Consider the following 14,859-nt stretch of genomic DNA (forward strand, 5'->3'; position numbering starts at 1 on the left):
ATTTGCCAATCATTTAAGTATTGTAATAATTAGTGAATGAAATATGGAGGATTTAAGTTTGATGGAGAGGAAACCAAGAGTGTTTATCGGTTCATCAGCGGAAGCTATTCATTATGTTGAAGCAGTATTTGAAGGTCTTAAACGAGATGCCGAAGTTACAATCTGGATGAATGCTTTTGATGAACTAGAGTACACAATGGATGATTTGGAAAAACAACTGGATACAAATGACTTTGCAGTTTTCATTTTTACTCCTGATGATATTATAGAAATTCGTAAGGAGAAATATTTGACGACAAGAGAAAATACAATGTTTGAAATGGGATTATTTTGGGGTCGATTAAAAAGAGGACGAGCCTTTTATATTATGCCAAATCATACGAAAGGCATAGTACATAAAAACTCAATGGAGCCGCTAAATTATCATTTACTTTCTGATTTAACTGGTCTTAATCCAATGAGATATGACATACGTGATGATCAGGATATAGTTCAAGAAGTAGTTGGTGCTTGTATTAAAATAAAAAGAAAGATTAGAGAAAAAGGTTTATTTCCTGATTTCCAAAATAAAATTGATGATTTAATCGTACAAAAAAAAGAAAGTGAAGTTGTAGCTAATTTTAGCACATTACTAACATTAGAACTCTTAAAATCCGACCGAAATAATGTTTCAATTTTCTTATCAGATAATTTTAAAAGAGCTCATAGCGTACCAGAAGGGTATGAAATAGATGATGTAGGAGTTTGGAAGGTAGAAGGAACTGATGGTCTAAAACATGTTGCTGGTAAAAAATCTAGAATCGATTTTTATCATTTTAATGTTAATGAAGGCATCGTTGATGATCGAATTTTTGTGATAGATAGTTATCTAAATAATGAAATCATTTTCATTAAAAAAAGTGATTTTTACAACACATACTTAATATGCTATCCTATTGAAAATAGTATGGTTTTAACAGTCACTTTTTCAAGTGAAGAGTATGATGCAATCGATTTAACTGAAGATGAAAAAGACTTTCTTTTAGGAAGAAATAAAAGGTTAATGAAAACAATAAACGAACTTTTTGGAGGTGTTTGTTTATGACAAGATATATCAACTTAAATGATGCTAAAAAAGAATCGAAGAAAGATTTCTATCCAAAAGTTGAAAAAGGTTTAGGTCAAAAAGGACTAGCTGATTTTAATGGTAAAACTGAAAGAGGTATCGTTGTTCTTCGTCGTAAAGCAGAATACGGTACTCCAGATCAAATGAAAGCATATTAAAACTTATGGGTGACTAAACTAGTTACTCTTTTTTTTGTATAAAATTGTATCCATAACCGCAAAATGAATGAATTTTAGTCAAATTTAAAAAGCTCGGTGCTACCAAGCTATTATTTTTTTACTTTGAAAAATCTATTCATTATTCATCAGTTTTCTTAACTTAGATTCTGTATTTGTATTTTCAACAGGGGTATAAACGCTACATCGTAAATCAATGTTTCCTTGAACTTGTAAAGATGTTAAGTTAAAAAGCATTTTTCCTGCTTTTGCATGTCGAAATTCTATTAAAACATCCGGGGCAGAACTTACTTCACTTTCATTCCAAAGCTCATGAAATTCTGGGTAATTTTGTTCCATCTCCTTAATAAATGAAGTATACCACTGGTCTCCTACATATTGTCCGTAATAAGTGCGAAAAATTGCTAAAAAGCCTTTTACAAAATGTACCCAATTTACTGCTAAACTTTTAAATTCCTTTCTAGAAAAGAGCAATTGAATTAGATTTCGTTTATCTGGTGGGATTTGTTCAAAATCTAAAAAAACATGAGAGGCAGCCTGATTCCATCCAACAATGTGGCACCTTCGATCTGAAATAATGATTGGACAATTCCGTAATTCTTGTAATATTTTATTTAATGCCGGACTAATGACTGTTTCTCCTTCACTTGAGAATGAATGTTTCTCAGCTTCAGGTAAAGCAAGTGCATATAAATAGTTTCGTTCATCTTTATTTAATTGTAATGCATTAGAGATTGCATCTAATACTGAATTAGAAACTTTAATATCTCTCCCTTGCTCTAGCCATGTATACCAAGTTGTACTTACTCCTGCAATTTGTGCAACTTCTTCTCGACGTAGACCTGGGGTTCTTCTACGAGTTCCAACTGGTAATCCAACCATCTGTGGATTAAGCTTAGAGCGCTGTGTTTTCAGAAATTCTGACAATGCTTGTAGTCTTGTTTCAGGATTCATTTAAAAACTCCCTTCTGAACGTAGTATAAATTATACTAGGATAAACTACAACTTGTAATAGGATAAATACAAGTTAAAATAAAGAAAAAGACTATGGAGGACTTAATATGAAAAGAATTGTTATAACTGGAATGGGCGTCATTTCACCATTAGGAAATGATGTCGACACGGTTTGGAATAACTTAGTTAATGGATACTCGGGTATTTCGTCGATTGATACGTTGGATGTATCAACTATAAAAACGAAAGTAGCAGGTATTGTTCGTGACTTCGATGCAGAAGAAAGATGGGGAAAAAAGGAGGCTAGAAAATTAGATCGTTTTTGTCAGTTTGCCTTAGCAGCCGCTGAACAAGCTTTGGAAAATTCACAATTACAATTAGACAAAATCGATCTTGAACGTTTAGGTGTATACGTAGGCTCAGGTATTGGAGGCATTAATACGTTTATTGAAAATGTAAATTTATTAAATGAAAGAGGACCAGGAAGAGTTAGTCCAAGTTTAGTACCGATGATTATATCAAATGCAGCTGCAGCTCAAATAAGTATTAGATTGGGTGCACTTGGACCATCTTTATCACCTGTAACAGCTTGTTCAATAGGAAATTCGTCAATTGGCGAAGCATTTAATACGATTCGAAACGGTGAAGCGGATGTGATTTTTGCTGGTGGTACTGAGGCTGCAATATCTCAATTATCATTAGCAAGTTTTGGGAACGCTAAGGCACTATCGATTAATCCTGATCCTACTTCAGCAAGTCGACCCTTTGATGCACAAAGAGATGGCTTTGTCATGAGTGAAGGTGCCGGAGTTTTAGTATTAGAATCATTGGATCACGCAGTAAATCGAAATGCACCAATCCTATGTGAAGTAATTGGTTACGGTGCTAGTTCTGACGCGTACCATATGGTAGCAACTCACCCGGAAGGACGCGGAGCATATATAGCAATGAGGAATGCATTAAATAGAGCAGAAATTTCAAGCCAAGATGTAGACGTTATTAGTGCACATGCTACAAGTACACCAATAGGAGATCTGTCAGAAACGTTAGCGATTAAAAGATTGTTTGGTGAACTTGCATATCGAATCCCAGTAACAGCAAATAAATCGATGCTTGGTCATATGCTTGGAGCAGCAGGTGGAGTAGAAGCAATTGCCTTAGTGAAAAGTCTGCAAGAAGGAATTATACCACCGACAATCAATTTAACTCAACCAGACTCAGATTGTGATTTAGACTATGTACCTGAAGGAGCAAGGAAGAAAGAATTAAACATTGGCGTCTCTAACTCATTTGGTTTTGGGGGACATAATTCAGCTATTGTATTGAAAAAGTATGTTTAATACATCTAATTGAATTGATTATTAGAAGATTAAATAAGCCTCTTTTCGTTAAGAGGCTTTTAATCTTTTTAAAAGGTTTGAGTTCATAATTAGTATTTTATTATCCAGTTATGAATTTAGATGACTCTGTCTTTTTATAACTAAATTCAAAAATAGATAAATTACATAAAAGAAAAATACAACACTTAAGCCTACTATGAGAAGAAGCAATAAATAAACTAGGTTGAAATGAAGTCCAAAAGTTGTAGTCTCTTTACCTAACTTATAAAAATATTCTAATGGTGTTCCATTTTCGGGAGCCATTGTATAAAAGTAATTTGATGAAAAAGGAGGCATCCATTTCATGAACAAATTATTCACAAAGATCGATAGAATGAACATTAAAATAATAAAAGATAATGAATGTCTCAAAACTTTAATCTTAATATGAACCATTTTATTGAAATACGCCCACAATACGACTCCAACAATTAGCATATGTCCAAAAAGATACGCCATACCTTGCCATGTGAGAAGTGAATGATAGTTAGTAAGACCATTAGCAAATAGTATACTAACTAAAGCAGCAGGAAGATTGAAACAAAAAGCGATTGTAAATAGTAAATCACTTTCAAATAAAAATGCAAAAAACAATATAAAATTAGCAAGATGGCAAATTTGTAGTGGAATTTCTTCAGGGGCAATTTGATTTACATTATGATAAATTTCTATATTACGACAAACTAATAGAGCGATTCCAATAAGCGAGAATCCCATACCAATCAATCGCAATGTTTTATAATTAAAACGTCTAAATAGAAAATAAAACAAAGTGACAAAAATAAACGGGCTCGACATAAATAAAAAATGGAAAGGACTCCACATTTGAAAGGTCATTGAACAATACTTACCTTCATGAAGTAAAATACACTTGTTTTCAACGCAATTTACCCCCTACATTTTATTTGAAATCTGTCTCGGGAAAAAACGTATCAATAAGCGATTAAAGATAGAACTAAAGTAAAATCAAATAACACCTATTATTGATTTATTCAAAAAAAAATTAGAAAGAACTTATAACATTTACTGTAAATTTTTAAATTTAAGAGATGGAGAAATTACACATAGAAAAAAATCGGTATTATGTATTAAGCAAGAAAAGTAATCTATTATATTCCATGTCTTTATATAAAGTTATTAATCTATTAGAAAATGTATTTTAAAAGAAATTTTTGAACGCAATTCATTAACTATGTTTTCCTTTTGAGTAGACTGTATAAATTTATTAATCAAATTAATACAATGGTTCTTATCTGTATACCGCATTAATGTTTCAATATCCTCGTCAATAAAAATATCATATAAAACCCTCTCAAGCGGCCTTATTCCTATCTTAAAAATAAAATCAATTAACTAATTAGCTCATTTAAATATAACTATTTCATTTCTAATCTATTGCGAGCCCTCGATTTAAACAACATCAAAATTTTTTTATACTACGATTCATTACATTACACCATTTTTAAAAAATATATAGTTAGATTCTTTATGAGTAATTAATAACGTTTTTTCCTAATTTAAAGTGGTTAGTTCATAGAATACAGTACTAATGACTTAGTTTTTATCTTTCAACATATTATTATCTAATTTTTTAATCAAAACCATCTAAAATTCTGTATTGTTCGCATATACAACAATTTATTACATTTATATTGGCTTCAGATATTTTTAAAAGGAGGGTAAGTAGAAGGTTTTTAATTGATTCGGGAGGAAGGTGGAGAACGAAGAAAAAAAGAGATTTTTTAAACACGATTACCAATTCGTCGTCTTTAACAAAAATACTTAATAAAACTTATTTGGAGAAGATTATAAAATCAATTCGAGACGAAATTATAGAGGTTATATAACTACAAAATTATGATAAAAATTATGCCGTTTAATTGATGACTTAATCTAAAATTAAAATGCTATTTTTAATAGAGGAGATAACTAAATGAAAAAAAGAAATAATTGGATTAAAAATGGAACCGCAGTTGGCTTTGTTGCTTCAACACTAGTAATCTCTAATGCTAATCTTTCATTTGATGTACCAACTAGTTTAGCACAAGAAACAAATTCAGATAATCAGATGACAAGTGTTATTGTCGAGATGGAAGGCGGACCTGCCATAGAAAGCTTGCCGAAATCAGAACTTATCGGTGCTACCACAAGTAGTACAGAAAGAAAACTTAACCAAAAAATTGAAAGCTTAAGGCAATCACACGGTCAAGTCTTACAAAAAGTAAAAGATAAAAAAATTCCATACACCAAATCAAATGAATTTACAATCACTTTTAACGGAATATCTTTACAGGTTCCTAATAATAAGTTGGACGAATTGCGTTCACTTCCTGGTGTAAAAGCAGTTTATCCAGATAAGGAAGTTCGTGCAAATCTAACCAAAAGTGTTCCTTTAATTGGAGCTACTGATGTTTGGAATAAAAAAGACAAAAATAATCAAGATGCTACTGGTAAAGGTGTCACAGTAGCTGTAATTGACACTGGTGTCGATTATACACACCCAGACCTCGGTGGGGCGTTTGGGACTGGACATAAAATTGTTGGTGGATATGATTTTGTCAATAAGGATAATGATCCTATGGATGACCAAGGGCATGGAACACATGTTGCTGGAATTATCGGAGCGAATGGAAATTTGATGGGAGTAGCACCTGACGTTTCGATTACAGCTTATAAAGTTTTGGACAACAATGGAGAAGGAAGTACCTCCGATGTCATTGCTGGGATAGAAGCTTCTATTTCCCCAGATAATCCATACCCAGCAGATGTTATAAATATGAGTCTTGGTGCTGCCGGTGATGAGAATGATCCTCTTTCAAAAGCCGCCCAAAATGCGGTAGATGCAGGTGTTGTTGTTGTTGCTGCGGCGGGGAATAATGGACCTGGTTATGGTACAATCAATTCTCCAGCAATTGCTAAAGGGGTACTTGCAGTTGGTGCAAGTGTCAGTGGTATAAAAGTTCCTGAAGCGAAGATGGTTGCTCCATTTAAAGAGAACTTAACCGTTACTCGACTTGATTTTTCAGCAAATCCTCCAGAAGCACCGACTACTCGTGAGGTTGTAGACCTTGGAGAAGGGGGACTGGAAAATTATGAGGGAAAAGACGTGAGAGGAAAGATTGTTCTAATACAAATACCACTATCTGTAAATCCAATGCTTAACTACTTTACTGAGTCGAAAATAGCTCAAGAAAAAGGGGCATACGCTACGATATTTTTTCAAAGTGAGGGGCTGCCTGGTGAGATTGGTCCTTTACTTGGATTAGGAAAAACTATATCATCTCAAGACAAATCCAGTTCTCATAGAATGGTAAAACCACAACATCAATTTAAGACGGGTTCTTCAATGGACGCTCAATTTGAAAAGTTAGTCGCTATGAGTATAGATGAAACAATGGCTGAGGAAATAAAGGAGAACTTGGCCAATGGACCTGTCAAAATAATGTTATCAGGAAAAGACGCAACGGATTTGATTGCAAACTTTAGTTCACGTGGGTATTACAGTGGAAAACCAGATCTTGTAGCACCAGGTGTTGAAATAAAATCTACTTACATTAAGAGTGAGGATAATGAGTCTAGATACGCAAGTTTAAGCGGTACAAGCATGGCTGCTCCTCATGTGGCAGGAGCAGCTGCTCTTCTGAAACAACTTAAACCGTCGTGGTCAAGCAGTGATATTTCCAGTAATTTAAAAGAATCGGTTGAGCCCTTAACATCAAATGATGTAGATACACAAGGAGCAGGAAGATTGGATATTAAAACTGCAGCAGAAACAAACGTCGTCGCCACTCCAAATGGTTTAAAATTTGGTATGGCAGATTTAAAAAATTCAAATATTAATAAAAGTTCTACATTATCTTTGGAAAATCACGGCGATAAACCGGTTGATATAGATTTCACTGGAACAGAATTTACAAAATCAGGGGCAGTTATTACCGTGAGCCCATCCCACATTCAAATAAAACCGGGCAAACAAGTAAATGTTTCAGTAAATATCAATATGAATCGACCGGATCAAGATACAGATGTAGAAGGCTGGATAGAAGGAAAAATCAAATCTGGGAAAAATTCACAACATTTACGGGTACCATTCCAGTTTATTGCAAGGCATTTCCATGTTATTGCATCACCTGATCCAGTGGTATCATCGCTAAAAGAAACAACAGCATATATTTACAGCCCGGTTCAACTATCAGAAGCACCGAAAGTGACCGTAAGAACTCCAAATGGAAAAACAAAAAAAGTTACAGCAGTTTTAGATCATGATACTTTGTGGAAGGCGAAAATACCTGTTAATGAATCAGGTATCTATCGAATTGATACAAGTACAAAAACAAAAAATTCCAATAATGAAGAAATTACAATAATTGGTACTGGTTTTGTCGAAAAATTAACTGCTAGTAAAGAAAATACAACTACGTGGAAATCAGTTGGTCCTTATTCTAATACTGGTCTGCTGAATTTTGGATTAAAAAATCCTAAGAACATGACAGTTTTACCGACACAGACTCTTTCTTTTTTCCGTTATGAGGATAGCACAGAAACATGGCATGAGTATCAAAATTTCCCTGTAACAGGAGGATTTGCTCGTGATATAGTAGTAGATCCAACAAATGATAAAAATTTATTCGTAGCTCTTAATGCTTCAGATATTTATTCTACTAATTTAGGTATGATAGTTGCAAGTAAAGACGGCGGAAAATCATGGGAAAGATTATCTTTTCCGGATACCTACACTAAAGATTTATTGATCGATAAAACTGGGAAGAAATTAGTAGCTATATCACAAAATGAAGTTTATGTGAGTACAGACAGAGGAAAGAACTGGGTGAAGAAGCCTGGAGACTGGCAATTCCTTACAAAAGCTAAACTTCTAGATAATGACCTCTATCTTTCAGCACATACGGAAGGTGTTTATTTATTAAAAGATGTATTCTCTAGTGTGTCCAAATCTAAGTTATTATTTAAACCAGAAGTAAAAGGTTTAGGTACTATTGAGATTGATGGTAACAAAGATATTTTAATAACTAGTACGAATACTACGGAAGAAAAAGCTGGTTTGTTTGCTTCATATAATAATGGTAAAGATTGGAAGGAGTTAACACGTGATGGTAAATCATTTAAAAGTGTAGCTCGAGTAGAAATTCTGGATGGAGATATTTATGTAGGGACATTTTATGATGGTATTTGGAGAAGTAACGATTTAGGAAAAACATGGAAAACAATAAAAAAACCACTTCCTGGGTATAATTCCCTTGAAATGGATTTTAATTTAAGTCCAAAGACTTCAAATAAAGGTGCGCGTCAATTATATGTCTCATCTGAACAGGCAGGGATCTATAGAACTCAAAATAATGGTGAATCATATAAACGAATTGGTATTCCTGGGGCAAATGTTTATGGCCTAGCTATTACACGTAACGCAAAAGGATATCAATTAATTGCAGGTACTGATTCAAACATTTACAAAACAGAATTGCCAACTCAAAAAAAGATTGATTCCTCTATATTAGAATGGGGTGCAGCTCAAGGGGAAGGTAGAGTAGGAGAAGCAGTGTATGATCTAGTTACTTCTCCTAAAGAACCGAATGTTGTTTTCAAAATACGCTCTGGTACGGATGGATCGTATATACACAGAAGTGCAGATAGCGGTGAAAGTTGGGAAAATAAATTTAAATTTTTCGAAGACGCACTTGCGTTGATGGTTAGTCCAGTTGACTCTAAACAAGTCGTAGTTACTTATTATGAGCCTTTTTCAAAAGAACGTGGTATCTATATAAGTATAGATGGTGGAGATAAGTGGAAAAAGATTAAACAGCAACATATTTTCTTAGCAATTGCAGCTGATCCTAAAGATCCAAAACGAATTTTTGCAGGTGGAAGTGATGGTCTATTTTTGTCAAAAGATATGGGTAAGACTTTTGAAAAAATTCAAGACATTCCTGTAAGCAGCATTTCTGTCGATTCGCAAAATCCAAATCATATAGTGGTAGGTGGAAACCATTTATATTTAAGCAAAAATGGTGGTAAATCGTTCGTAAAAGCAAATGGTGTAGGTAGTGATGAACTCCACATCAAAATAAATGATATTCTTATTTCTCCGAAAAATAGCAAAATCGTTTATGCAGCCACTGGTTCGTTTAGAGAAAGTGGTATTCTAAAAAAAGGTCGAGGCGTATTAATGAGTGTTGATGGAGGGAAAACTTGGAAGAATGTATCCGATGGTTTACAGAATAGAAATGCTACAGCACTTGAACTTTCCCCTGATGAACAATATTTGTTTGTAGGCACGGAAGGTGGCAGTGTTCACAGAATGAATTTGGCTAAAAAATAATTTTAAGAAATATCCCTATTCCGCTTTATGGTGTGGGGATTTTCTTTTATATTTTGTTTTTTAGTAATATTAATGATAGGTCTTCAAAATAATTATGGTAAAAATTGGCTAATATTATGAAATATTTCACTTTTTCTCCACTCTTTTGGTAGGACTAAACAGGTTCATTTATATAAAGGATCACGAATTTTTAAAATTTCTTTTATGAACATTCTTGACCAATCGTTCTTGAATGTGGTAAATTTGTACCACAGAAGATTGTTTTTGATTTGGATACTAATCAGATATGATTCTTCTATTTAAAAATATTTCTTGGGGAGTGATTTCATCATGAAATTTAATTCAAATCAAGAATTTAAAGATAATTTTAACAAAAAAGAAAAGCTAAATAAGCTGACTAGAATCCAGTTTAACGTTACTCAAAATGGGATAGATGAGGAACCTTTTAATAACGAATATTGGGATAACGAGGAAGAGGGCATCTACGTTGATATCGTTTCGGGTGAACCACTGTTTAGCTCTAAAGACAAATATGATGCAGGTACAGGTTGGCCAAGTTTTTCACAGCCTTTGGAACCTAAAAATGTTGTCTTTAAACGAAAAGGGTTATTATGGGGTGTCGAGGTTAGAAGCAAGGATGCTGATTCCTTCATTGGTGATGTATTCAATGATGGACCCGAATCAACTGGACAAAGATACTGCGTGAATTCTGCAGCAATGGAATTTATTCCGAAAGCTGATCTTAAAAAAAGAGGTTATGAAGCTTATGTAGAGCAATTTAAAAAGTAGACCTGTTAAAAGTTTATGATACTTCGTACTAGTAGAAGAAATTAGAAAGATATAGGAACCAGTTATTCTAAAGTGTTAAAAAAAGGGAGGATTAAAAGTATGGAATCAACATATGAAGTAGCCACATTTGCAGGTGGATGTTTTTGGTGTATGGTTCAACCATTCGATGAGTTACCAGGAATCATTAAAGTTGTATCTGGTTATACAGGTGGACATAAGAATAATCCAACATATGAAGAAGTATGTTCAAATTTAACTGGACATTACGAGGCAGTTCAAATAACTTACAATCCCAACATTTTTGAGTATGAGAAGCTGTTAGAGCTTTTTTGGCAACAAATCGATCCTACTGATGCATATGGTCAGTTTGGTGATCGAGGGGATTCTTATAAAACAGTTATCTTTTATCATAATATCGAACAAAAACGTATGGCGGAAGAATCAAAACGAAAGTTAGAAGATAGTAATATATTTAAGAAACCAATTGTTACAGAAATTAAAGAAGCATCTGTGTTTTATCACGCAGAAGAGAACCATCAGCAATATTATAAAAAAAATTCGATCCATTATAATCTATACAAAGAAGGTTCAGGAAGAGGACAATTTATTAGAGAAAACTGGAAAAATCACCAATTTGAAAAATAAAAGAATATATGCTTATTTTGAACCGAATAGTTAAAGATGATGTCTATGTTGAGAGGCTAAACATCTGATTTAGTAAGTTTAGAAAAGTTCTTGGATTTTTTACCAAGAACTTTTTTTATAATCTTAATTGTTTTGATTTTTAAAATTGTTCAATTTGATTGTATCAAATTGAAATATAGAAGAACTAATGAATCAAAAAGTATAGAAAAATCCCATTTAAAGAGGTGAATCAGCCTGTTTGAAATGCGCCTAATGCAACAAAGATTTGCTACTTTAGGGATAGGTTTAAATAACTATTTACCTTCACTCAAATAACCTAATTTTTTGAAATTTTGAGCTGTTAGTTCTTAGAATATAATACTTATGGCATAGTTTCTATCTCTCAACTTAAACTCATTTAATTTTTTAATCATTATCATCTAAAATACTGTATTGCTCACAGATCCAATTTTTTATTAAATTTATATATAGCTTCAGATTTTTCAAACGAGGGAAAGTAGCAATATATTAGATATTACTGATGATGAAGGTGGAGAGCAGAAAAGAAAAAACTTATCAATACAAAGTAATTACCAAAACTTCTTTAGCAATAATAATTTTTAATATAGGTTTGAATAAAATTGAAATCAATTCAGATCAGATTAGGTACAGTAATTGCTGGAATAGAAGCTGTTATTTCCTAGACAATTATAAAAATGTTCAAGATTGGTAGAGGAACTATTACAAACCAATTCTCTATTTTACCCAGTTTAAATAGTTAAAACTTTAGTGAAAGTAGTAATAATTAAATATAAATTAGACAAGCACCAAAAATAATGCATATATTTCATAGGCCTAAACGACTGATTACCCCAATATCTAGTAATCTAATTTTCATATTTTAATAAAGAGTTTAATTTTATTTGTCATAATTCTATTTTTTTCTTCGAATTTCGCTGTTTAACAAAGTGGAAAAAGTCTATTTTTGTAAAGTTTAAATAAATATCCCCCCCAATTTACAGTGAATAAAAGTACAACTACAATATGAATAAAGTTCCCGTACTAAATCGATAGAATATTAAATTTGTATAGTTGAAAATTTAAACGGATTTAGATCCTTTAAGGATGAGGGGAAATGAAATTCGAAAGGAGAGATTTTTTACCGATACATAAGTTAGTAGAAATAAAATTTGTATATTTTAAGGCAGGTTTTAAATTTTATTCTAATAAGAACGTTTACAAGATGAATGTGATTTAATTTTGTTTAAGATTTAATAAGAAAAAAGACTTAATTTAACTTACATGGGTCTGTCTCTCTCGCTGTAAACTTTAACTAAATTTAGAAGTATTCCACTAATTTTATCCTCTAATTTTCTTGTAAAAGACTACCCGCAAATTATTTAAAATTTTGAAAGGGTGGAGAGTTTGAAAAAAAGAAACGGATTTCCTTACAAAGTATTTTCTACAGTTTGTCTTTCAGCTTTGTTGTTATCTTCTACAGTATTTGCTGAAGAGGTTCGTAATAATTCACTTAATAAGCAAACAACCCGTAATATAAGCCATTACATAAAAAAAGGATTGTTATCTGAACAAAGTCAAAAAAAACCGGGTGAAAGTGATCAATTTGGAGATAAAAATTTATACGATTCAAAGAAGCAACAAACTAAAAAGTTTAAACCAGACGAAAAAGTAAGAATCATAGTTGAGGTTGATAGTCCAGTAGATGCATCAGCCATGTCTGAAAAAACAAAAGAAAAAGAGTTTAAGATAAAACAAGATAAAGTCATTAATAATCTTAAGAAAACAAAAAAGAAGATCCATATTAAACATCGTTTCTATACAGGGTTCAACGGATTTAGTACTGAAACAGATTATAAAAATGTGAATGAAATAAAATCGATTCAGGGTGTAAAAAATATTCATATTGCTAAAGTATACCAACCCTCTATGGCTGCAAGTAAAGAATTAGTACAAGCACAGAAAGTTTGGGAATCATATGGGTACCAAGGAGAAGGATTAGTAGTAGGAGTAATCGACTCAGGTATTGACTGGACACATAAGGATTTGACTTTGACTGAGAAAGGCATACAAAAAGAAAAGTGGACAAAAGAAAAGATTCAAGGGAAATTTGCAGAAACGAATGTAAATGAAGTTTGGTATAGCGACAAAGTTCCAACAGGATATGACTGGGCGGATGATGACACAAATGTTATTCCTGGCGAATATGGTAATCCACATGGTACACACGTTTCAGGAACAATCGGTGCAAATGGTGATGAAACGAAAGATGGAGTAAGAGGGATTGCACCAGGCGTGCAATTGTTAGCAGAAAAAGTATTTTCGGATAACGGTGGTGGAGCATATGAGGATGACCTTATTGCAGGAATCCAGCACGCAGTATCAATGGGTGCAGATGTTATTAATATGAGTTTAGGTAGTGATTCAGGATGGGTTGGCGAAGAAGATGATCCAGTACAGAAAGTGATTCGTCAAGCAACTGAACAAGGTACGTTAGTTGTTGTTGCAGGAGGAAATGCTGCTTATAGTACGAAAAATTATTTATTAGAAAGATCTTTACAACCATTTGCTGAGAACCCAGATATCGGAACAGTAGGGTCACCTAGCGTCAGTCCTTTTGCTTTATCTGTGGCATCTTATGAAAATTCAAAAATGCATATGGATTCCATGAAATCAACTACAGGTGATATATTTCCATATAAAAATCAAGCTGGTAATAAACTTATTGATGCTTTAGAAAAAGAGAAAAATTATGATTTTGTTTACGTAGGTGAAGGAAGAGATACTGATTACGTAGGAAAAGATGTAAAAGGTAAAATTGTTGTAACAAAGCCAATTCCATCAACAGGCTATAGGGGGAATGTTACTTTCCAACAAGAAGCAGCTAAAAGAGGGGCAGTTGCACTGATCCAAGTACCTCCGTCAGATTTACCAGACTATCCTAATGTAGACTTTTCACCGTATTTCTTGGCATCAGTTACTACTTCTAAAGCTATAGGCGATGAATTAATTTCAAAATTATCTAAAGGACTAAAAATAAGTATGCAACTCTCAAGTGGAGTATATGTCGAAAATGAAAATAAAAACAATATGTCATCATTCTCGTCCTATGGTGCACCTTATACTTTAGATTTTAAACCTGAAATTACTGCTCCTGGAGGAAATATTTATTCGACAGTACCGGGAAATCAATATGATGTTTATAGTGGTACATCAATGGCAACTCCTCATGTAGCAGGAGGAGCAGCACTTTTATTACAGTCATTATATAATAAAGGATTAAGTCATTCTGAGGAAACTGTACTAAAATCAAAAATTGCTTTAATGAATACTTCGAATATTATTATGGATTCTAACACGAATAATACATTACCATATTCTCCACGAATTCAAGGGTCTGGTTTAATGCAAATTCAAAATGCAATTACGACCCCGGCTATTATTACAAGAAAAGGGACATCACTTGAACAAGCTGGAGCT

8 protein-coding genes and 1 pseudogene are annotated in these 14,859 nt (G+C 33.0%); 7 read left to right on the top strand and 2 right to left on the bottom strand.

Annotated features, from left to right (window positions below; translation table 11 throughout):
- Positions 1–61: 61 nt before the first annotated feature.
- Both COC46_RS06315 and COC46_RS06320 read left to right on the top strand, forming a co-directional pair.
- Complete coding sequence (locus COC46_RS06315) at positions 62–1,084, top strand: TIR domain-containing protein (protein WP_255294832.1); 1,023 nt, start codon at positions 62–64, stop codon at positions 1,082–1,084.
- Positions 1,081–1,263, top strand: a complete 183-nt coding sequence (locus COC46_RS06320; protein ID WP_098808900.1) for a hypothetical protein — start codon at positions 1,081–1,083, stop codon at positions 1,261–1,263. The genes COC46_RS06315 and COC46_RS06320 overlap by 4 nt, the downstream gene beginning before the upstream one ends.
- A gap of 132 nt (positions 1,264–1,395) precedes the next feature.
- Here the strand turns inward: COC46_RS06320 and COC46_RS06325 are convergent, their stop codons facing one another.
- Positions 1,396–2,235, bottom strand: a complete 840-nt coding sequence (locus COC46_RS06325; protein ID WP_098808901.1) for a helix-turn-helix transcriptional regulator — start codon at positions 2,233–2,235, stop codon at positions 1,396–1,398.
- 107 nt (positions 2,236–2,342) lie between these two features.
- Between COC46_RS06325 and fabF the strand changes: the two genes are divergently transcribed.
- Entirely contained in the window at positions 2,343–3,575 is a 1,233-nt protein-coding gene (gene fabF / locus COC46_RS06330) for a beta-ketoacyl-ACP synthase II (protein WP_098808902.1), read from the top strand.
- Between the two features lie 108 nt (positions 3,576–3,683).
- Here the strand turns inward: fabF and COC46_RS06335 are convergent, their stop codons facing one another.
- Positions 3,684–4,451 carry a TMEM164 family acyltransferase gene (locus tag COC46_RS06335; RefSeq protein WP_098808903.1) on the bottom strand — a complete coding sequence of 256 codons (768 nt, stop codon included), beginning with the start codon at positions 4,449–4,451 and terminating at the stop codon, positions 3,684–3,686.
- Positions 4,452–5,547: 1,096 nt separating this feature from the next.
- Here COC46_RS06335 and COC46_RS06340 point away from each other — a divergent pair.
- From COC46_RS06340 to COC46_RS06355, 4 genes and pseudogenes are all read left to right on the top strand, one after another.
- Complete coding sequence (locus COC46_RS06340; RefSeq protein ID WP_098808904.1) at positions 5,548–9,948, top strand: S8 family serine peptidase; 4,401 nt, start codon at positions 5,548–5,550, stop codon at positions 9,946–9,948.
- Between the two features lie 330 nt (positions 9,949–10,278).
- Entirely contained in the window at positions 10,279–10,737 is a 459-nt protein-coding gene (gene msrB, locus COC46_RS06345) for a peptide-methionine (R)-S-oxide reductase MsrB (RefSeq protein WP_098808905.1), read from the top strand.
- 99 nt (positions 10,738–10,836) lie between these two features.
- A pseudogene (gene msrA / locus COC46_RS06350) lies at positions 10,837–11,364 on the top strand (peptide-methionine (S)-S-oxide reductase MsrA); the annotation flags it as partial.
- 1,422 nt (positions 11,365–12,786) lie between these two features.
- Positions 12,787–14,859, top strand: a 2,073-nt coding sequence (locus tag COC46_RS06355; RefSeq protein ID WP_304362826.1) for a S8 family serine peptidase, incomplete at its 3' end; no start/stop codon positions are given.

It is taken from the genome of Bacillus sp. AFS041924 (assembly GCF_002577195.1).
GTDB lineage: Bacteria > Bacillota > Bacilli > Bacillales > Bacillaceae_G > Gottfriedia.

Excerpts from the sequence above, each read along its gene's own strand:
- COC46_RS06315 (WP_255294832.1), top strand. The coding sequence starts at position 62 with ATGGAGAGGAAACCAAGAGTGTTTATCGGTTCATCAGCGGAAGCTATT.
- COC46_RS06320 (WP_098808900.1), top strand. The coding sequence starts at position 1,081 with ATGACAAGATATATCAACTTAAATGATGCTAAAAAAGAATCGAAGAAA.
- COC46_RS06325 (WP_098808901.1), bottom strand. The coding sequence starts at position 2,235 with ATGAATCCTGAAACAAGACTACAAGCATTGTCAGAATTTCTGAAAACA.
- fabF (WP_098808902.1), top strand. The coding sequence starts at position 2,343 with ATGAAAAGAATTGTTATAACTGGAATGGGCGTCATTTCACCATTAGGA.
- COC46_RS06335 (WP_098808903.1), bottom strand. The coding sequence starts at position 4,451 with ATGACCTTTCAAATGTGGAGTCCTTTCCATTTTTTATTTATGTCGAGC.
- COC46_RS06340 (WP_098808904.1), top strand. The coding sequence starts at position 5,548 with ATGAAAAAAAGAAATAATTGGATTAAAAATGGAACCGCAGTTGGCTTT.
- msrB (WP_098808905.1), top strand. The coding sequence starts at position 10,279 with ATGAAATTTAATTCAAATCAAGAATTTAAAGATAATTTTAACAAAAAA.